Origin of the sequence: Streptomyces spinoverrucosus, from assembly GCF_015712165.1 — a bacterium.
Taxonomy (GTDB): domain Bacteria; phylum Actinomycetota; class Actinomycetes; order Streptomycetales; family Streptomycetaceae; genus Streptomyces; species Streptomyces spinoverrucosus_A.
This window is the reverse complement of record NZ_JADPZX010000003.1, coordinates 21,161-42,217: the sequence shown is the minus strand read 5'-3', so window position 1 is coordinate 42,217 and position 21,057 is coordinate 21,161. Positions and strand designations below refer to the sequence as shown.

Below are 21,057 nucleotides of genomic sequence, written 5' to 3'. Positions count from 1 at the left end.
AGGCAAACCTAAGTAGACGGTTCAGGCTTCTGTCAATGGGCGGCAAAGAAACCCAACTCGCGCTTGTCTCAGGGCATTTGGGCATGCCGAGGAGCGGACCCGTGCACGGGCCCGCTCCTTGCGGGGGTAAGTCCGGTAACACGCGGTCAGTCCACTCCGCGTACGTCGAACCGAGCGACAGCTCTGCCCTGTTCGCCGGTCACGGTGTACAGCTCGGCGGCGTGCTCACCCTCGGCGGCACTGGCGTACACGGGGAAGGTCCGGCCGACCCGGCCCCGTTCGTCGGCGACCGCCTGGTACCGGGTGTCGCCGTCGATCGCGACGAGGACCACCGCACCGGGCGCGAAGCCCTCACCGGTGACCTCCTGTTCGCCACCGGCGGTCAGCGTCCGGTGCGCCACCGCCGCAGTGGGCCGGTTGTGGTGCCCCTCGTCCGGGCCGACGGGCGTCGCGGTGGCCGTCGGGGCAGGCTGCGGCGCGGGGCTCTCCGCCGGGGTGTCCGGCCGTGCGGGTGACGGCGTGGCCCCGCCGCCCGTACCCACCGTCAGGTCCAACAGGCCCAAGGCGTCCCCCGCCGCGAACTCCCGCCCGCTCCAGGCGGCCAGCAGCCGGGCACCCTCGTCCGTGAGGGCGGCCCGCAGTCCGGTCCACGTGACGCCGCCGTCACGTACGGCGGGTGCGGCGGCGCCCGGCTCCACGTCCGCCAGGGCGATCTCGCGCCTCTCGCCGTCGAGTTCGGTACGGGCGTACAGCGCTCCCCCACCGTCCGCCAGCCGCAGCCGCAGGCCTCCGAGAACCAACTGGTCGTCGGGATCCGTCGATCGCGCGAGCCGGGCCGTGCCGTCGAACTCGACGTCCGCGACGCCGGTTTCCGGGTCCGCTCCCCCACCGGCGGCCGGGAACCAGGTCCGGTGCGCGGAACCCCGCGCTCCCTCACCGGCGACCAGGGACACGCCGTGGTCCGTGAGCGCGGTGGCGGTCGTCGCCCAGCTCGCGTAGCCGCCGGACACCGTACGCGAGAACACGTCCCCGTCCCGCGCGACCGCCACGCCCGGACCCAGCAGCCCGAACAGGGCAGCGCCGGTCAGGACGACGGCACCGGATCTCTTCGCCTTCACATCCATGCCTCTCTGTGCAGTACGCCGCTGATGTCGACGTCAGCCCGCATGTCCCGTGCGCCGCCGCCGCGCCCAGAACCAGGTGCCGGTCCCGGCGGCGACCAGCCCGGCGGCGGTGAGCCCGAGCGGCACCGCGAGGTCCGAGCCGGTACTGGCCAGCGGGCCCTTCGACGTCTTCTCGCCGCCGCCGGTGGTGGTGGACGCACTCGGCGTGGCCGACGGCGCGTCACCGGCAGCCGCACCCCCGCCACTTCCGCCGAACGTGACCGGAACCCGTACCGTCTGGCTCTGGTCACCGCCCCGCGTGTGGTCGTTGCGGGTGATGACCGCGCAGGTGATGCCGGACTTGGTGCAGTCGGTGTTCGCGTCCTTCGCCCGCACCTTGATCCGCACGGAGAACGAGCCCTTGTGCCCGCTGCCCTGGTACGGCTTCGCGAGCCCCTCCCCGTACGACGGCGGGTTGGAGGAGACCCACGCGGACGCCCCGGACTCGCCGGACATGTCCACTCCGCCCACGCAGGGCGTGGGGGTCCTGCCGGCTCCGTTGTCCACGCAGAAGGCGACGTAGATGCCCTTCTCGGTGTTGTAGCCGGAGCCGGACACGGTCACCGTCTCGCCCGCCGGATCGAGGCCGGACGCCTTGGAGACGGTGAGTTTCTGCCCCTCGGGCCCGGTGGCCGACGTCCCGGCGGCGACCGCCGGGGAGGTCGCTGTCAGCACCGCGACCGATGCGGCGGCCACGCCGAACCGCCCAACTCGCCGATTCCGCAGGTCACTTGGCCATGTCATGGAACACCCCCACCACACGATAACTTAGGAGAGCCTAACCTAAACTATTGCTCAACTGAGAGAGCCGGCAGAGAGGAAAGGCCGATTCCATGCGCACTTCCGGAAGACCCCGTCGCCGCCCGTCGCACCGGCGGGGCGCCGTCGTCCTCGCCCTGGCCCTCGCGCTGCTGACGGCGGCCTGCGGGGGCGGTGCCGGTTCCACGGGGGCGGACACGTCCCCGGGCTCCGCGAGCGAGCGTGCCGTGGCGGCGCAGAAGCAGCTCGCGAAGAACTCCCTCGTGCCGCTCCAGGGGGAGCCGCCGACACCGGAGTTGCCCGTCACGGTCGAGTCCTCCGACGGACGGGAGGTGACCGTCGAGGACGCCTCCCGGATCCTGCCGCTCAACGGCGGTGTGGCGGAGACCGTCTTCACCCTCGGACTGGGCGACCGGGTCGTCGGCCGCGACATCACGGCCACGTTCGAGGAGGCGAAGGACCTCCCCCTGGTCACCAAGGCGCACGACGTGAGCGCGGAGAGCGTGCTGTCCCTGCGTCCCACCGTCGTGCTCGCCGACACGGACACCGGCCCGAAGGAGGCGATCGACCAGATCCGTGCCGCCGGTGTCCCCGTCGTCGTGCTCGATCCGGCCACCGAACTGGCCGACGTCTCGACGCGCACCACCCGCGTCGCCGAGGCCCTCGGCGTCCCGGAGGCGGGCAGGGCCCTCAACTCCCGGATCGACAAGGACCTCGCGGCGGCCCGTGCGGCGGTCCCCGAGGGCAGCCGGCCGACGGTGGCCTTCCTCTACATGCGCGGCAGTGCGGCCGTGTACCTCATGGGCGGCAAGGGCTCCGGGGCCGACTCGCTGATCGACGCCGCCGGCGCGGTGGACGCGGGCGTCGAGTCCGGCCTGGACAAGCCGTTCACGCCCCTGACCAGCGAGGCCCTCATCAAGGCCCAGCCGGACGTGATCCTGATGATGAGCAAGGGCCTGGAGTCGGTCGGCGGCGTCGAGGGCCTGCTCGACGTGCCGGGCATCCGTGAGACGCCGGCCGGCCTGAACCGCCGTGTCGTGACCCTCGAAGACGGCGTCCTGCTGAGCTTCGGCCCGCGCACCCCCCTGGTGATCGACATCCTGGTGGACCGGGTGCACCAGGGGTGAGCGTCGGCCTCAACTCGTCAGCACCTGGGGCGCGTTGCCCTTGAGGCTGGCGTTCGCCCAGCGCAGCTGGCGCAGGGTGTCGGGGTGGCACTGGCGTACGAGGTCCAGGAGCCGTTCGTCGGCGGTCGCCTGGGCCGCCCGGGCGACCAGCTCCCAGTCCAGGGAGACCTCAGACGCCCTGACGTGGACCTCGCGCAGGTCGTGCAGCAGGAGGGGGCGCAGGTACGTCGACAGGCTCCAAGCGACGGCACGCACGTGTGCGGACGCCCCGGGGACGCCGACGTCTAGCGCACGCCCGCGCGCTCCTCCAACCGCACCAACGCCAGCTCGCACCAGCGCAGGTTCTCCCGCTCGAAGGACATCCCCCGCAGCAGCGTGAGATACGGGCCGATCCGCTCGGCCTGCGCGAAGTACTCGTCCTCCGTGCGCCCGCCCAGCATCCGCTCCCGGAGCCGTTCGTAGCGGGCCAGCTTGGCGGCGGCCCACTCCCCGCGCTCGGCGATCGCCGCGCGCACGGCCTCGATGTCGCCGACATCGGCGCACTGGACCTTGACCATCAGCTCGTCCCGGATGGCGGTCGGCCGGGCGGGCGGCTCGGCGACGTAGGTCCGTACGGCCGCGAGGCCGGCCTCGGTGAGGGAGAACAGCCGCTTGTTGGGCCGCCGCTCCTGCTCGACCACACGGGCGGCGACGAGGCCCTCGCCCTCCATGCGTTCCAGCTCCCGGTAGAGCTGCTGAGGGGTGGCCGTCCAGAAGTTGGCGACGGAGGCGTCGAACGCCTTCGCGAGGTCGTACCCGGACGCCTCGCCCTCCAGCAGTGCGGCCATCACCGCGTTGCGCAATGCCATCGCGCCACGCTAGCACCGCGTTGACTACTCAACGAGTTGAGTACCAAACCCTGGACATGCCGGACCCCCACCCCTAACCTCGCACCTATTCAATTCGTTGACTATCCGAATGCCCGAGGTGAGCCGGATGCATCCGTTCCGTCAGGCGGTCGAGAACAAGGACATCGACGCCGTGGAGGCCCTGCTGGCCGACGACGTCGTCTTCACCAGCCCCGTCGTCTTCAAGCCGTACACCGGCAAGGCCATCACGACGGCGATCCTGCGCGCCGTCTCCGAGGTCTTCGAGGACTTCTCCTACGAGCGGGAGATCGGCGCCCCCGACGCCCGCGACCACGCCCTGGTCTTCACCGCGACGGTCGCCGGGAAGCAGCTCCAGGGCTGCGACTTCCTGCGCATGAACGAGGACGGGAGGATCGCGGAGCTCATGGTCATGGTCCGCCCGCTGTCGGCCGCCAAGGCCCTGGCCGAGCAGATGGGCGCCCGCTTCGACGCCATCGCCCGGGAGTCGACCGGGGCCTGACCCGCTCGGCGGCGCCTCGGCCGACGCCGTGCCTCCCGGCGGGGCGGAGGCCTCTGGCTTCAGGACTGGTACGGCTGCTGCTGCGGCTGCCCGTACGGCCGACCACCCTGCCCGCCCGCCGCCTGCGCCTGCAACTGCTCCGCCTGCTCCTTGGTCACCCTCTGTTCCGCACCGCAGAAGGTGCACTGGGTCGAGTACTTCGTCGAGAAGGGGAACAGCGGCACGAAGAACAGCGTGAACTTCGTGACGCGCTTCCTGAGCGTGTGTGCGGCGGGGTTGCCGCAACTGCCGCACAGCAGCGTCAGTATCGCGATCTGGTACAGGTATCCCTTGGTGCCGAAGATGATCATGCGGACATTCCCTCCCGGAACGACGTCGGTCGGCACGGAGCCGACGAGTGGCGCGGTGTGCGCACGGAATACAGCGTCGTACACACCGATACGCCGAGCCAAATGGCACCGCACGCATGAAAGGGCAGGGCGACCGCAACGCCCGGTGCGGCCGCCACCACGTACAGCGACTCGTTCAGGTTCCCTGCTGTCAAGTCGCGCTCCCCGGGTACTCGCTGCACTGTTCCGAGATCCGCACGGCGGGCCCGCGGCCCGCCGCACTCGATCGCCAAGGAGGTCGGACATGAGCACGGTCAAGGAAGCAGTAGAGGTCGAGGTCCCCCTGCACACCGCCTACAACCAGTGGACCCAGTTCGAGGAGTTCCCCAACTTCATGGAGGGCGTCGAGGAGGTCAGGCAGCTCGACGACCGCCACAACCACTGGACCACCAAGATCGGCGGAGTACGCCGGGAGTTCGACACCGAGATCGTCGACCAGCTCCCCGACGAGCGGATCACCTGGCGTACCACCTCGGGTGAGACCCAGCAGAAGGGCTCCGTTCGCTTCCAGCGCGTGGACGACACGCACACCCGCGTGGAACTGGTGATGGACGTCGAACCCACGGGCGCCGCGGAGAAGACCGCGGACATGGCAGGGGTTATCGACCGGCGCATCAAGGGCGACATGCGGCGGTTCAAGGACTTCATCGAGCAGCGTGGAGGCGAAACCGGAGGGTGGCGCGGACGCATCAAGCCCGGACCGTCCTGACCCCGACCGGCACAACCCCCGAGAGCTCGTCCCTCTCTCGGCGCGAGCATCCTCGGGGGTTTGCGCCTGCCCCCGAGGCATGACAACGCGTGATCACCAAGTGCAACCTTTCGGCTATCCCGGTTGTCTCAGCAGATATCACCAACATGCACACCTTGGGGATGCAATGGCGCGAAAAGGAACAGTGAAGGGGACGGTGTGGGTGGCGCTCGCGCTCATGGGCGCCACGTCGGCGGTCGCGGCCACTCCGGCCCAGGCCGCCCCGGCACAGGCCACCTCGGCCCGCGCCGCCACCGCGCCGGCCACGGCGTGTCCGACGGGCTGGGGCAGCACGGCCAAGACCCGCACCGTCAGCACGACCGAGCCGGTCACGAACATCAGGACCGGCCGCCAGGCCTGCTATGACCGGATGGTCGTCGACATCCCCGGCGCGGGCACCAGCGGGCTCGGCTACTCGGTCAGGTACGTCGACCAGCTCCACCAGGACGGATCGGGCCACCCGATTCCGGTGAGCGGCGGAGCCATCCTCGAAGTACGGGTGACCGCACCCGCCTACGACCCCGAAACCGGCGAGCCGACGTACCCCGGTCGGGCGGGCCGCCCGCTGCCGGGCGTGGATCTCACGGGATACCGCACCTTCCGGGACGCGCGCTTCGCGGCCAGCTTCGAGGGCGAGACGCAGGTCGGACTCGGAGTGCGGGCGCGGCTGCCCTTCCGGGTACTGGTGCTGACGGACCGCATCGTGGTGGACGTGGCGCACAACTGGACCGGGGCCCGCTGAGGACCGACGCGCCGCCGGACCGGTCCCGCAGGACCGACAAGCCGCCGGACGGTCCGTCAGCCCGAATCCCTCAGCCCAATCCCTCTCAGCCCAAATCTCTCGGCCCGAATCCCTCAGCCCGCACGAAGCTCGCCCGACTCCACCAGCCTGGCGAGCTTCGCCAGCGCCATGCGCGTGCCCGTCTCGTTGTCCGCGGCGGGTACGGCGTCGGGAATCCCCTCGTGCACCACGACGACGTCCGTGCCACCGTCCGCGTCGGTGAGCGTGGTGGTCATCGTCATCGTGCCGCGCAGGGCGGGGTCCGCCGTCTCGAACTCGAGGACCTCCACCACCTGCTCATCGGGCACGAGCTTCGCGAAGTGGCCGTGGTAAGTGTCGGTGTGGCGGCTCGTCTTGCCGGCCGCGCCCGGCATGTCGTACGTGAGCGACACACGGAACCTGCCACCCTCACGGGCCTCGAACTCGTGCACCTCGCTGCGCATTCCGTCCGGCACCCGCCACTGAGCGATGGCCTGCGCGTCCACCAGCGCCCGGTACACCGCCGCACGCGAGGCGTTGACCCGCCCTGAAACCCGCGTCGAGTACATGCCCTCAACATACTCGGCGGGGAAGCGCCACATGTGACGGCCGCCACCCGCGTGGACGACGCCCGGCGGCTGCGGCGGCAGGACCGCGAGGTGCCGGCGCTGTGCGGGTGCGAGGGCCTGGATCACCGTCAGGCGGCCAAGGCCCTGGGCGTGTCGGTCGGCACCGTGCGCTCCCGCCTGCCCCGGGCCCGTGCCCGGCTGCGCGCGCCGAGCGAGGAGGCGGATGCGCACGGAACCGGGCGGTAGTACCTGCCGATCGCAACGGCCGGCCCGGCGTCCTCTTCCACACCAGCGCGGTCCTCCGGCGCGCGGTGGTCGACCGCGTCGGCCAACAGCCCTCGGCCAAGCACCGCCTGACAGCCTGACCCACACGGACAGCCGCCACCCGGGCGGGTCTTTGCCGGGTGGCGGCTCAGTCGGCCTGTCCGGGACAGCGTCCGGACGCGCGTCCGAACAGCGCGGACGTCGAAAGTCCTGTCCGGGACAGCCGGCGGCCGTTGCCACCCCGGAAGAACGGGTCCCACCATCGATCTCGCCCGACGCCCAGCCGCCGGGCCTTTCCGTTTCTGCGTCAACCGAGGTGACCCATGATCAAGAAAGCTGTTTCCGTGGCGTCCGTCGTCGCCGCGCTGCTCGCCGGCGGCGTCCTCACCGCCGCCCCCGCACAGGCGGTCCCGCACGACTGCCCGTCCGGCAACTACTGCGTCTGGACCGGCCCCAACCACACAGGGTTCTGGGAGAAGTTCAGCTGGCACTCCAACCTCGTGCCCGGGACCGTGTACCAGGCCGACAACTCCTCCTTCAACCGCATGTCGTCGTACGCCATGAAGCTCCACTACCAGCCCAACCGGACCAGTAGCTCCGTCTACGCCTGCTCCCGGCCCGGCACTCTGTGGTACCAGCACCGCCCGGCCGAGCAACTGGCGTCTCTCAGCAAGGTGTCCGCCTGCTGAGAGACGCGGTGTTCAGATGCGGGCGGCGCGAGCCGTGTCTTCGCGCCGCCCGCACGTCCGCCACGGGTACTGGAAGGACCCCATGACGCGCAGCGGTACCGCCCGAGCCCTGATCCGCCTCCTCGCAGCCGCCCCACTCGTCCTCACGGCCGTCGCCTGCTCCTCCCCGCCGGCCCCCGCGCCCAGCCCCGACCAGGCGTCCGTGCGGCCGGGCGACCTCGAACTGCCCGCCGGGACAAGGGCGCTGCTCGCCGACGCGGAACGGGCCCTGGTGCAGGACTGCATGGCCCGCCAGGGCTTCTCCTTCTTCTACGACTCCACCGACCCGGCCGAACTGCGGGCCGAGACTGCGAGGAGGTACTGGGACCTGACACTGGATGACGTGCCCCGCTCCCGGCGGGAGGGCTTCGGCCCGGCCGCCGACTCCGCCCCGCTGCCGGCCTCCCGTGCGGAGCGCCAGGAGCAGGCCTACCTCGCCCAACTGCCCCCACAGCGGCGAGCCGCCTGGGCCGACGCCCTGATGGGGCCGTCCGGACAGGACAGGATCAAGGTCGACGTCCCCGGAGTGGGCATCATGGAGCACCCCACGGCCGGGTGCTTCGCGCAGGCCCGCACCAGACTGTTCGGCGACTACGAGAAATGGCTCCGCGCCGACACCTTCGTACACGCCCGCTTCCGCCCCGTGGAGCAGGCGGTCACGGGGAGCCCCGAGTACAGGGAGGCCACCGCCCGCTGGAGCACTTGCGTAAAGGGCCGGGGCCACGCCTTCGCCACTCCCGAGGACGCCCGCGCCCGGGCGAGCGCCCTGTCCCGGGACCAGGCCATCGCGCTCGCCGTCGCCACGGCCGTGTGCGACCGTCAGGTGGGCCGATCGGAAACCCATCGAAGTCTGTATGAGCAGGCCACCGTCGACTGGATCGAACGCCACCCCACGCAGGCCGCGGACTTCCGGCGCCTCAACGCCGAAGCGGCGAGACGGCTGACGACTCTCACCACCGCACCTGACCCCGTACCGGACACCGCCACCGCCACGGAACCGGTTTCCTGAACGAGCGACGCGAGCGCGCCGCAGAACCCGCGCACGCGCTCGCTCGTGCCGTAATCCCCGGGCCGCTGCCCCCGCCTCGCAGCCCATCACCCGTATGCCATACTCAGCGGCGTTCTGCATGGTCCAACTCGGGGGAAGTTCGTTGAAGCTGCGGTGTGCGCGTTCCGTCGTGGGCGCGCGGGGGATGTGCTGGGGCCGCGCCGGATGAGCGGCATAGCACTCGCCACGCCCTATCTCGACACCGACGCCGACCAGCTCTCGTTCGCGCTCGGTCATCCCCCGTACACCGCGCTGGCCGTACGGGATCTGACCGTCGGAGGGCTCGATGTGCAGCTCCGGCTCCTGGGTGCCTCGCATCAGGTCTTCGCGGGGCCGGTCCGGGAGACCGTGGCCTGTCTGCCCGGCGTCGAGGGAGGCCTGCCGGACACGGCGGAGCACGAGGTCGACGGCTGGAACTACCGCTTCGGCGCCCGCGTCCGGAGTTTCCCCGCAGGCGAGTTCAGCACTCGGGTGGCGGGGATACGCGGTCGAGCGGAGGCACACCCGCAGGCGCTGTGCGGCGTCTTCCCCGGCTCGCCGGAAGCGGTCACCGCGCTGACCGTCGAGTGGCGCGACACCGGACCGAGCTGGCGTACCTGGCACACCTATCCGCAGAGCCGCACGATCGTGGCGACGCACACCCGGCTGGAGGTCCGTTGAAGACCGCCCGACGCATCGGCGTCCTGTTCCTCGCCACGGCGGCGCTCGCCGCCTGTTCCGGTGGCTCCGGCACCAACGCCGTACCGTCGAGCTGGATCCGCAAGGAGTACCGGCCCGGCGGCGGGGGCTACGTCGACCGGACCGACCCGGTGACCACGGTCGCGAACGAGATCGACAAGCACGCCTCGGCGCAGGACCGCACCAGCAGCGGCACCATGGTCTTCCTCCGCTACGGGGACGACATCGTCGCGGTCAGCCCCTACCAGGGCGGCAGCCGGATCGAGGTCGACGACTACCGCGGCGGCTACTACCGCTGGCGGTCGCATCTGAGCTCGGTGTGGCCGGATCCCGACAGCGACTCGTTCCGTGGCGGCGGCCCGGGCTCCGGCAAGTGACCGACCGCCACCCACCACACCACTGCCCACCGCAGTACACCCATCCGAAGTCCTCGAAAGGCACCCCGTGGCAGAGATCTTCGAGTCGGCAGGCACTGCCCTGCTCTACGGCCTGGTCGGCTTCGTGGTGATGGCGGTCGGGTTCATCGCCCTCGACCTCGTCACCCCGGCAAGCTGGTCCATGTGGTGTGGACGGAGCGCAACCGGGGCGCGGCCGTCCTCCTCGCCGGCCAGACGGTCGCGATCGGCCTCGTCATCGACCAGTCCATCCGGGCCAGCGAGTCCGAACAGGGCCTGGGATACGGCCTGTTCAGCACCCTGCTGTACGGCCTGGCCGGGGTCGTCGTGATGACCCTGATCGCGTGCGTCATGGGGCTGCTGACCCCCGGGCGCCTCGGTCACGCCGTCCTCGACGACCAGGACGGCCGTCCCCACCCCGCCGCCTGGGTCCAGGCGGCCATCTACATCGGTACGGCCTTCATGGTCGGCGCCGCGGTCTCCTGAGACCCGCGCAGTGAGTACCACCGCACTGGATCGCACCGATCCCACCGTCGCGGTGCCGCCCGCGAGGCACTCTCGGGCGGCGCGTTTCCTGCTCCTGCTCGCGGTGTTCGTGTGTGCGGCCTGCGGTCTGGTCTACGAGCTGGCGCTGACCGCGCTGGGCAGTTACCTCATCGGCAACTCCGTGACACAGACCTCCGTGGTCATCTCCGTCATGGTGTTCGCCATGGGCATCGGTTCCCTGGCCGCGAAGCCGCTGCAGCGACGCGCGGTCGGGGCCTTCGCCCTGCTGGAGGGCGTGCTGGCGCTCGTCGGCGGCCTGTCGGTGCTCGTCCTGTACGTGACGTTCGCCTGGCTGCGGATCTACATGCCGGCCATGGTGGCGATGTCGTTCGTCGTCGGACTCCTCATCGGGGCGGAGATACCGCTGCTGATGACGCTGCTCCAGCGGATCCGGCGGCAGGAGGCGGGCAGCGCGGTCGCCGACATGTTCGCCGCGGACTACGTGGGGGCGCTGGTCGGCGGGCTGTGCTTCCCGCTGCTGCTCCTGCCCACCTTCGGGCAGCTCAAGGGAGCGCTGGTGGTGGGCGCGGTCAATGCCGTGGCCGGTGTCGTCGTCGTCCTGTGGATCTTCCGCCGGGAGACGCGACGCGCGGTGCGCGTGGCACTGCTGGCCGGATCCGCCGCCGTACTGGCCGTTCTGGGCACGGTCTACGTCCTGGCGGACGACATCGAGGTGACGGCACGTCAGCAGCTGTACCGGGACCCGATCATCCACGCCGAGACGACGCCGTACCAGGACATCGTCATCACCCGGTCCACCGCGTTCACGGGCAGTGCCGACACCCGGTTGTTCCTCAACGGGGACCTGCAGTTCTCGTCCGTCGACGAGTACCGCTACCACGAGGCCCTCGTGCATCCGGCGCTGTCGGGGAAGCGTTCCTCCGTGCTGATCCTGGGCGGCGGCGACGGGCTCGCCCTGCGGGAGGTGCTGCGCTACGACGACGTCGAGGAGGTCACGCTGGTCGATCTCGACCCGGCGATGACACGGCTCGCTCGTACCTTCGGGCCGTTGGCCGACCTCAACGGCGACGCGTTCGACGACCCTCGGGTCGACGTCGTCCACGCGGACGCCTTCAACTGGCTGCGGGACGCCGGCCGACGCCATGACGCGGTCGTCATCGACTTTCCGGACCCGGACACCGCCACGCTGGCCAAGCTCTACAGCGTCGAGTTCTACCATCTGCTCCGGCACGTCCTGAACCCCGGGAGCCGGGTCGTGGTGCAGGCCGGGTCCCCGTTCTTCGCCCCCAAGTCGTACTGGTCCATCGCCACCACGGTCGGGCAGGCCGGCTACCGCACCACCGAGTACCAGGTCGATGTCCCCAGCTTCGGCAACTGGGGTTACGTCCTCGCCACCCCCGGCACCGACGGGCCGCCGCCGACGCCACGCCTGGCCGAGGACGCCCCGCCGCTGCGCTTCCTGGACGACGCCGTCCTGGAGGCCGCCTCCGTCTTCCCCGTCGACCGCCGCCCCCTGGACGTCCGGGCGAGCACCCTGATGGATCCCGCGGTACTGGAGTACACGCGGCACGAGTGGCAGAACTACTGACCGTCCGCGGACTCACCCGGCTTTTACTGCCAGGGCCGGAAGGTGTGGTCAGCGGTCGGCCGCCTGGTAGCCGCTCGCCTGAAGGGTGAACAGCCGGGCGTAGGTACCGTTCCTTGCGAGCAGGTCCTCGTGGCCGCCCTCCTCCGTGATCCGGCCGTCGGCGAGTACGACGATCCTGTCGGCGTCGCGGATGGCGCCGAGCCGATGGGAGATCAGCAGACTGGTCCGGCCCTTGCGATGCCGGACGAGCCGCAGGTGCACGTCGTGCTCGGCCTCGGCGTCCAGACCGGAGTTCGGCTCGTCCAGGATCAGCAGATCCGGATCCCTCCGCAGGAACGCCCTGGCCAGTGCGAGGCGTTGCCACTGCCCACCGGACAGCAGCGCGCCCGGTCCCGCCTCCTCGTGGCTGGTGAAGATCCTGCTCAGCATGGTGTCGTAGCCCTCGGGCAGTGCGGACAGCTCCCTGTCGATGCCTGCCTCCCGGGCCGCGGCCACCAGCCTCGCGCGGTCGCCGAGCGCCTGTATGTCACCGATGGCGATGTTCTCCGCCGCGCTGAGGTCGTAGTGCATGTAGTCCTGGAACACCGCGCCGAGCCGACGGCGCAGCTCCTGCGCGGGCACCCGGCGGATGTCGACGCCGTCCCACAACACGGCGCCGCGCGTCGGCTCGTAGAACCGGCACAGCAGTTTGACCAGAGTGCTCTTGCCCGCCCCGTTGGCCCCGACCAGAGCGACGGCCTCGCCGTGCGGGATGAACAGGTTCGCCCCGCGCAGCACCCACGGATGGTCCTCGGCATAGCGGAACCACACGTCCCGGAACTCGATGCCGCGGCGCAGCGGGGGCAGCTCGTCGTGGTCCACGGGCAGTGCCGAGTCCGAAGTGGACCCTACGATCGCCAGATAGTGCCGCATCATCAACAGCAGGTGGTGCAGGTCGGCGAGGGACTTCACCAGGCCGGCCAGGGCGGCCTGGACTCCGGCGACGGAGGCGACGAACATCGACACGTCACCGACCGTGAGCACGCCACGCCGGGCCGCGAGTGCCGCCCAGACGAGGCCGACTCCGCCGACGAGCGCGCCGAGCAGCGCCAGACCGCCCTGCGTCACCAACTGACGCCGGTCCATGGCACGGTGCTCGGTGTCGGCGGTGCGTCGTTCGGTGAGCATCCGGTCCCGGAGGTGGTCACCGGCGGCGTAGAGCCGGATCTCCTTGGCGGCGTCCAGGCTGGACAGCAGCGTCTGGTAGAACAGCTCCCTGCGCCGGACCGAGCTGATGCGCCAGTCGCTCAGCGCCCGGTGGCGGGAGAGCCGCAGTTGGGCTGCCAGGACAGGTGCCGTGCACGCCACGACCAGGGCCGTCATCGCCGGGCTCACCACGCAGAGGGCAGCGACGAAGCCGACTGAGGTGAGCGTTCCACCGGCGATGCGCAGAGCACTCTGCACGATGCCGCCGATGGCCTGGCTGCCGGCCGACTGTGCCATGCGCAGCCGGTCCTGGAAGGGCGGGCTCTCCAGCCTGGCCAGCCCGCTGAACGAATTGACCACCGTGTACAGCCGTCCCACGGCGTGGAAACTGGTCTGTCGCCCGAGCTGGTTCCCCGCGTACGTGGTGAGGGACGGCAGCAGCGCCGACACCAGGCCGATGCCCGCGAGGCCGAGTGCGAGGCTGAGCAGCGCCGCGTTGCCGGCCCCGACGAGCCGATCGAGCACCAGCCTGGTCAGCCAGGCCGCGGCGACGGGCGCCCCGGCCGCGGCCAGCGTGATCAACACCAGGACGGTAGTGCTGCCGGGCGCCGCGCGGCAGGCGTACGCGACGGCCACGCGGGTCGACCCGAGCGCCTCCCGCAGGGACAGTTTCTCCTTGGCGGGTTTCATGCCCCCGCCCTGGCCGGCTCCGTCCGGTGCGGGAGGGTCCGGCCGCTGCTCGCGACCCGTCCCGCGGCGCCCATTTCGACGTAGGCGGGCAGGCCCTTGAGCGCGAACGCCTCGGTCAGTTCGTCGCCGAACTCGGTGACGACCACTCGGGCCACCGGTGACAGCCGCTTCAGGTACTCGCCGAGAAGGGCGTCCTTCTCCTCGTCCCGCGTGACGACCGCCAGCACCCGGTCACGGCCGTACTCACCCGCCCGTTCCGCGACCAGCGGCAGGAGGTCCTCGCACGCCGGGCATCCGGGCGACATGAACAGGACCATCGATCCTTCGGCCAGACTGTCCTGGCTCAGGCGCTCGCCCTCGGTGTCGACGGCCGAGAAGGAGCCGACGGAGCCGCCGGGACCCACCACCAGGGCGGGGACGCTCAGGCCGCTCCCGGCCAAGTCCCCTGCCCGCTCCCGCAGTCGGCGGATGACACCGATCGTCAGTGTCAGGTTGAGCAGGCAGAGCAGTACGACGAGCACGACGGACACGGTCAGGTACGTCATCACGGTGAGTCCTACCTTTCAAGTCGTGGGTCTGATCTGGTCATTCGTAAGATCGGAGGGCCCAGGGGTTCTGGGTATGGCTGTCACGGGAGAGACCGCTCGATGGCTCAAAGGACTTGGCCGCCCGGAGCCCCGCGACGACTCGACCGCCAATTGGGAGACGCGACTTGATCGCTGCTGTAGGACAACGTCGGCGAGGTCGTCTGCGGGATGGACGTGACGGCGAGCTGGCGGAGGGAACGTGCCCGAGATCTGGGCCGGGGTGGACATCGGCAAGGAACACCACCACTGCGTGGTGATCGACGCGGACGGTCAGCGGCTGCTGTCCCGCCGGGTCCTGAACGACGAGACCGAGCTGCTCCAGCTCATCGGCGACGTGTTGGAGATATCCACCGACGTGCTGTGGGCCGTCGACCTCAACCACGGTGGCGCCGCCCTGCTCATCGGCCTGTTGCTCAGTCATGGCCAGCCCATGGCCTACCTCACCGGCCTGGCGGTCCACCGCGCCTCGGCGACCTACAAGGGCGAAGGCAAGACGGATGCCAGGGACGCGTTCGTCATCGCCGACCAGGCCCGTGTCCGCCGCGACCTCGGCCTCCTGCGGCCGGGCGACGAGATCGCCGTCGACCTGCGCACCCTGACCACCCGCCGCTTGGACGTGGTGTTCGACCGCACCCGGCAGATCAACCGCCTGCGGGCTCAGCTGCTGGAGATCTTCCCCGCGTTGGAGCGGTCGCTGGACCTGGTCAACAAGGGCCCGGTGATGCTGCTGACCGGCTACCAGACCCCGGCCGCGATCCGCCGCGCGGGCGCCAAGAGGATCGAGAGCTGGCTGAAGAACCGCAAGGTGCGCGGCGCCGCCACACTCGCGAGGACGGCCGTGGAGGCCGCCCAGGCCCAGCAGACCGCGCTGCCGGGCGAGAAGCTGGCTGCCGCCATGGTGGCCCGCCTGGCGAAGGGGGTGATGGCCCTCGATGAGGAAATCGCCGAGCTCGACGCTCTGATCGAGGCCAAGTTTCGCGAGCACCCGCACGCCGAGGTGATCCGCAGTATGCCCGGCATGGGCACCAAGCTCGGCGCCGAGTTCATCGCCGCGACCGGCGGTGACATGGACGCCTTCGGCAGTGCGGACCGGCTGGCCGGCTTCGCCGGCCTGGCCCCCAGACCCCGTGACTCCGGCCGCGTGAGCGGCAACCTGCGCAGGCCCAGGCGCTATCACCGCGGCCTGCTGCGGAGCATGTACCTCTCGGCGATGGTCAGCATCACAACCTGCCCCGCCTCCAAGGCGTACTACCAGCGCAAGAGGAGTGAGGGGAAGGGGCACAAGCAGGCTCTGCTCGCGCTCGCCCGCCGCAGGCTCAACGTGCTGTGGGCGATGATCCGTGACGGACAGTGCTATCAAGGTTCACCTCCCATCACGGCTGCGGCTTGACATCACGATTGGGAAGTCCTTTCCGGTGGAGGGTGCCGGGCCGGTCAGGCGCGCGGCATGCGGGAGCTGACGGATGACGACGCCGACGATGCGGTCGGCGCGGAAGTAGCCGTGGAAGCGGGAGTCGAGGCTCTCCGCCGGGTTGTCCCCCAGGAGCACGAGCCGGCCGTCGGGCACGCGTTCCTCGGGGCGGGACCGCAGTGCGGGCGCCCCCTCCCGGGGGACCGGATCCCCGGGGACCGCTGCCACGCGTTTGATGAGCCACCCGGATCGGCGCCGAGTGTCCCAACGCCCCTCCGCCGGCGGTTCGGTCACCACGAGTCGGCCCGCGCTGACACCCGCCGGGCCGACCCGGCGGACGAGAACCCGGTCGCCGGGGTGGAAGGTGGGGATCATGCTCGTGCCCTCGACCGTCACCACGACACAGGTGCGGCGGATCAGCGCGACGACGGCCACACCGGCCAGGCCGAGGCCGATGAGCAGCGACGCGGCCACCGGCGTCATCGCGGCACCCGGGCGTCAGCCGTGGCGAACAGCTCCGCGAGGTCGTCGAGAGCCACGGTGACCGCGGCGAGGATCACCGCCACGCCCGCCGCCAGCAGCAGGCCCGCCGGCGCCGAATCCCCTCCGTCCGGCGCCAGCAGGCCGACGAGGGCGGCGGCGATGAGGATCGCGTTGCGCACGACGTGCCGAGGTGTGACAGGGCTGCTCCCGCCGCCGAAGCAGTGGCAGGACTCCCGCGTCCCCCGGCGCAGCACCCCGACGAGCCCGGCCGTGAACGCCGACAGCAGCAGCACGGCGATCCCGAAGCCCACGGCCACCGTCGCCGGAACGGCAAGGGCCACGACGATCACCGCCTCCGTGGTGACCACCCCGATGGCCACGGGCATCGTCCTGCGCCGCAGCGCGGGAGCGAACTGGGCCACCGCTGCGCGAAACGCTCGGAAGGAAGAGCCTCGCGACTTGCCGATGACCGAACAGAGAAAGACAAGGCCGAGGAATATCCGGCCACTTTCGATGACGTAGTCCACCGGACCCTCCTGGCCGGCCAACGGGGTGCCCGCCACCGCGGACACCCCGTGTGCCGGTTTCTCAGCAGCTGCGGACGCAGGAGTACCGCTGTCCGTCGTTGCACGGGTCGACCTCGTACAGCAGGTCGCGTCCGCCGGAGCAGGCGTTCTGGTAGCAGGCTTCGAACTGCCAGCAGTTGATCGCCGAGGCGGTCCGCTTCGGCGCCACGGCGTTCAGCAGTCGATCGGAGAGCGTTCCGATCCGGTTACGCATGACTGTCCCCTCTCTGGAGGTCGGTTGTCCGAACCGGGACCACTGTGCGCGGCCGGCCTTGCGGCGTCCTTCGGTAAACCTTGAATCCGCAGGCCGGAGCAGGTGGGCAGGAGCCGGGGGGCTCACGCGGAGTGTCGGCGGACCGCGTGGAGCAGACCGTCCACGTCCTGCTCCGTGGTGGCGAAGGAGGTGACGAAGCGGACGACGCCCGGCTCCCAGCGGTCGTGGTAGAAGACGTAGCCGTCGGCCAGCAGGCCGTCGGTCACCTGCTGCGGCAGACGGCAGAAGAGGATGTTGGCGTCGGCGGCGCCGAGCAGACCGATCCCCGGTATCGCCTTCAGCCCCTCCTGGAGGCGGGCGGCCATGGCGTTGGCGTGGGCGGCGTTGCGCAGCCACAGGCCGTCGGCGAGGTAGGCGTCGAGCTGGGCGGCGTGGAAGCGCATCTTGGCGGCGAGTTGACCGGCGCGCTTGGCACGGAAGGCCAGTTCGGCGGTGAGCGAGCGGTCGAAGACGACGATGGCGTCGGCGGTCATCGTGCCGTTCTTCGTGGCACCGAAGGACAGCAGGTCGACCCCGGCCTGCCAGGTCAGCTCGGCGGGGGTGCGGCCGAGCGCGGCGACGGCCCCGGCGAACCGGGCGCCGTCCATGTGCAGGCGCAGGCCCGCCTCCTCGGCGATCGACCCGAGGGTGCGGATCTCGTCGAGGGTGTAGACGGCTCCGGTCTCGGTGGCCTGGGTGACGCTCACCACGGACGGCTCCACGCTGTGCACGTCCCCGGCCTTGTGCCGTGCAGCGGCTCGCAGTTCGTCGGGGTCGATCTTGGCGTCGTCTCCCCCGAGCGGGACCAGTTTCGCGCCCGCGGTGTAGAACTCGGGTGCCCCGCACTCGTCGTTGTTGATGTGGCTGTCGCGATGGCACAGCACGCTGCCCCAGGGCGGGGTCAGCGCGGCCAGGCTCAGGGCGTTGGCGGCGGAGCCGGTGGAGACGATCAGCACGTCGACGTCGCACTCGAAGATCTCGCACAGACGGCGCCGGACATCGCCGGTGATGCTGTCGGCACCGTAGGGCTGGGCCTGGCCGGCGGCCGCCCGGGTCACGGCGTCGACGATCTCCGGTGAGGCGCCGGCGGTGTTGTCGCTGCTGAAGATGCGTGCGGTGGGAGTGGTGACGCTCATGATCGGGTCCCTGTCGTGGTTGGTTCGGCGTCGGGGCGGGTCAGATGTCGCGGTGGTCCGGCGGTGCCGCGGCGCCCGTGGGCGGGGCGGGCGCCGGTGCCGGGGCCGCCGCTCGGACGAGCTGGCGCAGCGCGCCGTAGTAGACCTCGTGGTCGGTCACGGCGGGCACGATCGCGGCCAGGTTGCCGGTCAGTGCCGGGTACTCCTCCGGGTCGAGGGCGGCGAGCGCGGAGCGGGTGGCCGCCTGGGCGGCCCTGGGATCGCGGTGGTCGACGAAGCCGGCGCTGCCGAGGGTGAGCAGGTACATCCGCCGGTAGGCGGTGATGGCCTCCTCGGGGGTCATTCCGGCGGCGAGGCTGTCCGCGAGCTGCGGCTCGACCAGGCGGGCCAGCAGGTTCGGGCCGAGCCAGGGCCGGGTGCCGCGCAGGGCGAGCAGTCCCGGATGCGCCGCCAGAAGCCGGTAGAGCCCGATGAACCGGGCCTCGGTGGCGGTGGCCCAGTCGGTCTCCCGCCCCACCTCGGGCAGCCGGGCCGCCACGTGGTCGAGGCAGAGGTCCAGCAACCCGGCCAGGTCGGTGCAGCGGCGTTGGAGCGAGGCCAGGGAGATCTCCAGTCGCGTGGCGAGCGCCCGGAAGGTCAACGCCTCACGGCCGCCCTCGTCGATCAGGAGGAGGGCGGTTTCGGCGATGCGGTCAGGGGTTGCGCGGTCCAGTGAGGGAGAGTGGCGGGGCATGCGAGTCATCGTACGATACAACGTATCGGCGAGCACCCGACCGTCGAGGACGACGGCGCCAGGGTCGCCCCGGAAGAGGCCGGCTGCGTGGTCACCAACAGCGGCCGTGGCCGAAGGCCTCGTCGACGGCATGGTCAAGAGCGATCGGCCCGCCGGGGGGGGTGCACTCGGAACGCAGTCGCTCTTCGTGCCATCTCCTCGCCCAGCGGTGGGGTGTCCGCGTAGGTCTCGAAGAGAGACGATGGAGTGGCCGATCGGCGGCCGGAAGGAGCCTCGGTATGGGTGCCACCGAACCCTGGCACGGCGATCCCCGCACGATGGGTGCGGTGCCGTCCGGCCCGGGTGGCCTGCTGGATGTGCTGAACGTGGCCGCCGTCCTGCTCGACTCCGCCGGCAAGATCGATCTCTGGAGCCCGCAGGCCGAGATCCTCTTCGGCTACAGCGCCGAGGAGGCCCTGGGACAGTACGCCGGACACCTGCTGATCGACGAGGAGCACCTGGAGACGGTGCTGGAGCTGTTCGCCCGGGTCATGCAGGACGGCGAGAGCTGGGCCGGGGTCTTTCCGGTGCGGCACAAGGACGGCAGCACCCGCCTGGTGGAGTTCCGCAACATGCGGTTGCAGGACGACCAGCGCGAGTACTGGGCCCTGGGTCTGGCGACCGACCAGGCGACGCTGCGGGGGGTCGAGCGGAACCTGTCCCTGTCCGCCCAGCTGGTGTCCCAGTCACCGATCGGACTCGCCATGCTGGACACCGATCTCCGGTACATCTCCGTCAATCCCGCGGAGGAACGGATGAACGGCGTGCCGGCTGACGAGCATGTCGGCCGGCACGTCCATGAGGTGCTCCCGTTCGTGGACCAGTCCTTCGAAGCAGCCATGCGCAAGGTCCTGGCAACCGGAACTCCGATCCTGGACCAGTACACCGTGGGACGCACGGCGGCCGACCCGGCCAACGATCACGCCTGGTCGATCTCCTTCTACCGGCTCGAAGCCCCCAACGGGAACGTCCTGGGAGTGGCCACCTCCAGCGTCGACGTCACCGACCGGCACCGTGCCGTGGAAGAGCAACGCCGCACCGCCCTCACCCTCCAGCGCAGCCTGCTGCCCCAACCCCCTCGACAGCGCCCCGGCCTCGACATCGCCTTCCGCTACCGTCCCGCTCAGGACACCATTGAAATCGGTGGCGACTGGTACGACGTCGTACCCCTGACCGGCAACAGGACTGCGCTCGTCGTCGGCGACGTCATGGGCAGTGGCGTCTCAGCCGCGGCGACCATGGGACAGTTGCGCACCGCCACGAGAACCCTGGCCGAACTCGATCTGAATCCCGCCCAGGTTCTGCACCACCTCGACCACATCACCGACGGGCTCGACACCATCGCGACCTGCGTCTACGCCGTCTTCGATCCCGACACCGCACAATGCCACGTCTCCGTCGCCGGGCACCTGCCGCCCGTCCTGCTCCACCGCGACGGCACCAGCGAGCTCCTCGACCTGCCCACCGGCGCGCCCCTGGGCGGCTGCGGCATATCCTTCGACTCCACCTCCATCGACTTCGAGCCGGGCGACCAGCTCGTCCTCTACACCGACGGGCTCATCGAGACCCGAGACCAGCCGATCGACGAGCGTCTGGCCACACTCCTCGACATCCTCGACGACCCCGATCGCTCACTGGACGCCACATGCGACCTGCTTCTGCGCACCCTGCGCGCCGGAAGTGACCAGGACGACGTAGCCCTGCTCATCGCGCGGGCCGGTCACGGCCCATACCGGCAGGGCACCAGCCGGGCCGTGGATCGCACCATCTCCTGACTGCTCCCCGTCTGCCCCGGCCGTTCGCGGCGCCATCGTCCCGGTCGGCGTACATGGCCGAATTCCGATCGTTCCGCTCAGCGGAGACCCCACTCCGGATAACGGTCT

At 70.7% G+C, this 21,057-nt stretch carries 26 protein-coding genes; 13 read left to right on the top strand and 13 right to left on the bottom strand.

What is annotated here, in order from left to right:
- Window positions 1-146: 146 nt before the first annotated feature.
- A complete protein-coding gene (locus tag I2W78_RS37725) occupies window positions 147-1,118 on the bottom strand; it encodes an HtaA domain-containing protein (protein WP_196465266.1) in 972 nt (323 codons plus the stop codon).
- A 39-nt stretch (window positions 1,119-1,157) separates the two neighbouring features.
- A complete protein-coding gene (locus tag I2W78_RS37720) occupies window positions 1,158-1,859 on the bottom strand; it encodes a hypothetical protein (RefSeq protein ID WP_307784039.1) in 702 nt (233 codons plus the stop codon).
- Between the two features lie 137 nt (window positions 1,860-1,996).
- Between I2W78_RS37720 and I2W78_RS37715 the strand changes: the two genes are divergently transcribed.
- The gene (locus tag I2W78_RS37715) at window positions 1,997-3,049 is read left to right on the top strand and encodes a heme/hemin ABC transporter substrate-binding protein (RefSeq protein WP_196465264.1); all 1,053 of its coding nucleotides are present in this window, start codon (window positions 1,997-1,999) and stop codon (window positions 3,047-3,049) included.
- Window positions 3,050-3,058: 9 nt separating this feature from the next.
- Here I2W78_RS37715 and I2W78_RS37710 read toward each other — a convergent pair whose 3' ends face one another.
- Window positions 3,059-3,304, bottom strand: coding sequence for a hypothetical protein (locus I2W78_RS37710; protein ID WP_196465263.1), 246 nt, complete (start codon window positions 3,302-3,304; stop codon window positions 3,059-3,061).
- 29 nt (window positions 3,305-3,333) lie between these two features.
- Complete coding sequence (locus I2W78_RS37705; RefSeq protein WP_196465262.1) at window positions 3,334-3,897, bottom strand: PadR family transcriptional regulator; 564 nt, start codon at window positions 3,895-3,897, stop codon at window positions 3,334-3,336.
- Between the two features lie 127 nt (window positions 3,898-4,024).
- Between I2W78_RS37705 and I2W78_RS37700 the strand changes: the two genes are divergently transcribed.
- On the top strand, window positions 4,025-4,417 hold the full coding sequence (locus I2W78_RS37700) for a nuclear transport factor 2 family protein (RefSeq protein ID WP_196465261.1): 393 nt from the start codon (window positions 4,025-4,027) through the stop codon (window positions 4,415-4,417).
- Window positions 4,418-4,476: 59 nt separating this feature from the next.
- On the opposite strand, the gene I2W78_RS37695 is transcribed toward I2W78_RS37700, so the two are convergent.
- Window positions 4,477-4,767: a zinc-ribbon domain-containing protein gene (locus I2W78_RS37695; RefSeq protein WP_196465260.1), complete on the bottom strand. Its 291-nt coding sequence runs from the start codon at window positions 4,765-4,767 to the stop codon at window positions 4,477-4,479.
- Between the two features lie 283 nt (window positions 4,768-5,050).
- On the opposite strand from I2W78_RS37695, the gene I2W78_RS37690 reads away from it, so the two are divergent.
- Window positions 5,051-5,515 carry an SRPBCC family protein gene (locus I2W78_RS37690; RefSeq protein ID WP_196465259.1) on the top strand — a complete coding sequence of 155 codons (465 nt, stop codon included), beginning with the start codon at window positions 5,051-5,053 and terminating at the stop codon, window positions 5,513-5,515.
- 217 nt (window positions 5,516-5,732) lie between these two features.
- Window positions 5,733-6,296, top strand: coding sequence for an AMIN-like domain-containing (lipo)protein (locus I2W78_RS37685; RefSeq protein ID WP_196465573.1), 564 nt, complete (start codon window positions 5,733-5,735; stop codon window positions 6,294-6,296).
- Window positions 6,297-6,409: 113 nt separating this feature from the next.
- Here I2W78_RS37685 and I2W78_RS37680 read toward each other — a convergent pair whose 3' ends face one another.
- Window positions 6,410-6,883: an SRPBCC domain-containing protein gene (locus tag I2W78_RS37680; protein WP_196465258.1), complete on the bottom strand. Its 474-nt coding sequence runs from the start codon at window positions 6,881-6,883 to the stop codon at window positions 6,410-6,412.
- Window positions 6,884-6,916: 33 nt separating this feature from the next.
- Here I2W78_RS37680 and I2W78_RS37675 point away from each other — a divergent pair, with 33 nt between their 5' ends.
- The 7 genes from I2W78_RS37675 to I2W78_RS37645 all read left to right on the top strand — a co-directional run bounded on the left by I2W78_RS37675 (window position 6,917) and on the right by I2W78_RS37645 (window position 12,091).
- Window positions 6,917-7,129, top strand: coding sequence for a sigma factor-like helix-turn-helix DNA-binding protein (locus I2W78_RS37675; RefSeq protein ID WP_374222751.1), 213 nt, complete (start codon window positions 6,917-6,919; stop codon window positions 7,127-7,129).
- A 341-nt stretch (window positions 7,130-7,470) separates the two neighbouring features.
- On the top strand, window positions 7,471-7,836 hold the full coding sequence (locus I2W78_RS37670; RefSeq protein ID WP_196465257.1) for a peptidase inhibitor family I36 protein: 366 nt from the start codon (window positions 7,471-7,473) through the stop codon (window positions 7,834-7,836).
- Between the two features lie 82 nt (window positions 7,837-7,918).
- Complete coding sequence (locus I2W78_RS37665; RefSeq protein ID WP_196465256.1) at window positions 7,919-8,884, top strand: hypothetical protein; 966 nt, start codon at window positions 7,919-7,921, stop codon at window positions 8,882-8,884.
- Between the two features lie 204 nt (window positions 8,885-9,088).
- On the top strand, window positions 9,089-9,583 hold the full coding sequence (locus tag I2W78_RS37660; RefSeq protein WP_196465255.1) for a DUF2617 family protein: 495 nt from the start codon (window positions 9,089-9,091) through the stop codon (window positions 9,581-9,583).
- Window positions 9,580-9,978 carry a DUF4247 domain-containing protein gene (locus I2W78_RS37655; protein ID WP_196465254.1) on the top strand — a complete coding sequence of 133 codons (399 nt, stop codon included), beginning with the start codon at window positions 9,580-9,582 and terminating at the stop codon, window positions 9,976-9,978. Before I2W78_RS37660 ends, I2W78_RS37655 begins: the two co-directional genes overlap by 4 nt.
- Before the next feature lie 183 nt (window positions 9,979-10,161).
- A complete protein-coding gene (locus I2W78_RS41520) occupies window positions 10,162-10,482 on the top strand; it encodes a DUF350 domain-containing protein (protein WP_307784038.1) in 321 nt (106 codons plus the stop codon).
- A 10-nt stretch (window positions 10,483-10,492) separates the two neighbouring features.
- Window positions 10,493-12,091, top strand: a complete 1,599-nt coding sequence (locus I2W78_RS37645) for a polyamine aminopropyltransferase (RefSeq protein ID WP_196465253.1) — start codon at window positions 10,493-10,495, stop codon at window positions 12,089-12,091.
- 48 nt (window positions 12,092-12,139) lie between these two features.
- On the opposite strand, the gene I2W78_RS37640 is transcribed toward I2W78_RS37645, so the two are convergent.
- Both I2W78_RS37640 and I2W78_RS37635 read right to left on the bottom strand, forming a co-directional pair.
- Window positions 12,140-13,966, bottom strand: coding sequence for an ABC transporter ATP-binding protein (locus tag I2W78_RS37640; protein WP_196465252.1), 1,827 nt, complete (start codon window positions 13,964-13,966; stop codon window positions 12,140-12,142).
- Window positions 13,963-14,511 carry a TlpA family protein disulfide reductase gene (locus tag I2W78_RS37635; protein WP_196465251.1) on the bottom strand — a complete coding sequence of 183 codons (549 nt, stop codon included), beginning with the start codon at window positions 14,509-14,511 and terminating at the stop codon, window positions 13,963-13,965. The genes I2W78_RS37640 and I2W78_RS37635 overlap by 4 nt, the downstream gene beginning before the upstream one ends.
- 241 nt (window positions 14,512-14,752) lie before the next feature.
- Between I2W78_RS37635 and I2W78_RS37630 the strand changes: the two genes are divergently transcribed.
- Entirely contained in the window at window positions 14,753-15,943 is a 1,191-nt protein-coding gene (locus I2W78_RS37630) for an IS110 family transposase (RefSeq protein WP_307783691.1), read from the top strand.
- Here the strand turns inward: I2W78_RS37630 and I2W78_RS37625 are convergent.
- The 5 genes from I2W78_RS37625 to I2W78_RS37605 all read right to left on the bottom strand — a co-directional run bounded on the left by I2W78_RS37625 (window position 15,917) and on the right by I2W78_RS37605 (window position 19,135).
- On the bottom strand, window positions 15,917-16,447 hold the full coding sequence (locus I2W78_RS37625) for a S26 family signal peptidase (RefSeq protein WP_196465250.1): 531 nt from the start codon (window positions 16,445-16,447) through the stop codon (window positions 15,917-15,919). The two genes, I2W78_RS37630 and I2W78_RS37625, sit on opposite strands and share 27 nt — an antisense overlap.
- Complete coding sequence (locus I2W78_RS37620; protein ID WP_196465249.1) at window positions 16,444-16,974, bottom strand: MauE/DoxX family redox-associated membrane protein; 531 nt, start codon at window positions 16,972-16,974, stop codon at window positions 16,444-16,446. Before I2W78_RS37620 ends, I2W78_RS37625 begins: the two co-directional genes overlap by 4 nt.
- Window positions 16,975-17,035: 61 nt before the next feature.
- Window positions 17,036-17,227, bottom strand: a complete 192-nt coding sequence (locus tag I2W78_RS37615) for a hypothetical protein (RefSeq protein WP_196465248.1) — start codon at window positions 17,225-17,227, stop codon at window positions 17,036-17,038.
- 122 nt (window positions 17,228-17,349) lie between these two features.
- Complete coding sequence (locus tag I2W78_RS37610) at window positions 17,350-18,402, bottom strand: threonine aldolase family protein (RefSeq protein ID WP_196465247.1); 1,053 nt, start codon at window positions 18,400-18,402, stop codon at window positions 17,350-17,352.
- Between the two features lie 40 nt (window positions 18,403-18,442).
- Entirely contained in the window at window positions 18,443-19,135 is a 693-nt protein-coding gene (locus I2W78_RS37605; protein WP_196465246.1) for a TetR/AcrR family transcriptional regulator C-terminal domain-containing protein, read from the bottom strand.
- A 278-nt stretch (window positions 19,136-19,413) separates the two neighbouring features.
- On the opposite strand from I2W78_RS37605, the gene I2W78_RS37600 reads away from it, so the two are divergent.
- The gene (locus I2W78_RS37600; protein WP_196465245.1) at window positions 19,414-20,949 is read left to right on the top strand and encodes a SpoIIE family protein phosphatase; all 1,536 of its coding nucleotides are present in this window, start codon (window positions 19,414-19,416) and stop codon (window positions 20,947-20,949) included.
- The last annotated feature ends 108 nt before the right edge of the window (window positions 20,950-21,057 follow it).

What these genes read in the sequence shown, in the direction of transcription:
- I2W78_RS37705 (WP_196465262.1), bottom strand. Translation starts at nt 3,897, where the DNA reads ATGGCATTGCGCAACGCGGTGATGGCCGCACTGCTGGAGGGCGAGGCG.
- I2W78_RS37700 (WP_196465261.1), top strand. Translation starts at nt 4,025, where the DNA reads ATGCATCCGTTCCGTCAGGCGGTCGAGAACAAGGACATCGACGCCGTG.
- I2W78_RS37715 (WP_196465264.1), top strand. Translation starts at nt 1,997, where the DNA reads ATGCGCACTTCCGGAAGACCCCGTCGCCGCCCGTCGCACCGGCGGGGC.
- I2W78_RS37695 (WP_196465260.1), bottom strand. Translation starts at nt 4,767, where the DNA reads ATGATCATCTTCGGCACCAAGGGATACCTGTACCAGATCGCGATACTG.
- I2W78_RS37660 (WP_196465255.1), top strand. Translation starts at nt 9,089, where the DNA reads ATGAGCGGCATAGCACTCGCCACGCCCTATCTCGACACCGACGCCGAC.
- I2W78_RS37635 (WP_196465251.1), bottom strand. Translation starts at nt 14,511, where the DNA reads ATGACGTACCTGACCGTGTCCGTCGTGCTCGTCGTACTGCTCTGCCTG.
- I2W78_RS37685 (WP_196465573.1), top strand. Translation starts at nt 5,733, where the DNA reads ATGGGCGCCACGTCGGCGGTCGCGGCCACTCCGGCCCAGGCCGCCCCG.
- I2W78_RS37625 (WP_196465250.1), bottom strand. Translation starts at nt 16,447, where the DNA reads ATGACGCCGGTGGCCGCGTCGCTGCTCATCGGCCTCGGCCTGGCCGGT.
- I2W78_RS37665 (WP_196465256.1), top strand. Translation starts at nt 7,919, where the DNA reads ATGACGCGCAGCGGTACCGCCCGAGCCCTGATCCGCCTCCTCGCAGCC.
- I2W78_RS37690 (WP_196465259.1), top strand. Translation starts at nt 5,051, where the DNA reads ATGAGCACGGTCAAGGAAGCAGTAGAGGTCGAGGTCCCCCTGCACACC.
- I2W78_RS37600 (WP_196465245.1), top strand. Translation starts at nt 19,414, where the DNA reads ATGGGTGCCACCGAACCCTGGCACGGCGATCCCCGCACGATGGGTGCG.
- I2W78_RS37680 (WP_196465258.1), bottom strand. Translation starts at nt 6,883, where the DNA reads ATGTACTCGACGCGGGTTTCAGGGCGGGTCAACGCCTCGCGTGCGGCG.
- I2W78_RS37640 (WP_196465252.1), bottom strand. Translation starts at nt 13,966, where the DNA reads ATGAAACCCGCCAAGGAGAAACTGTCCCTGCGGGAGGCGCTCGGGTCG.
- I2W78_RS37610 (WP_196465247.1), bottom strand. Translation starts at nt 18,402, where the DNA reads ATGAGCGTCACCACTCCCACCGCACGCATCTTCAGCAGCGACAACACC.
- I2W78_RS37670 (WP_196465257.1), top strand. Translation starts at nt 7,471, where the DNA reads ATGATCAAGAAAGCTGTTTCCGTGGCGTCCGTCGTCGCCGCGCTGCTC.
- I2W78_RS37605 (WP_196465246.1), bottom strand. Translation starts at nt 19,135, where the DNA reads ATGCCCCGCCACTCTCCCTCACTGGACCGCGCAACCCCTGACCGCATC.
- I2W78_RS37615 (WP_196465248.1), bottom strand. Translation starts at nt 17,227, where the DNA reads ATGCGTAACCGGATCGGAACGCTCTCCGATCGACTGCTGAACGCCGTG.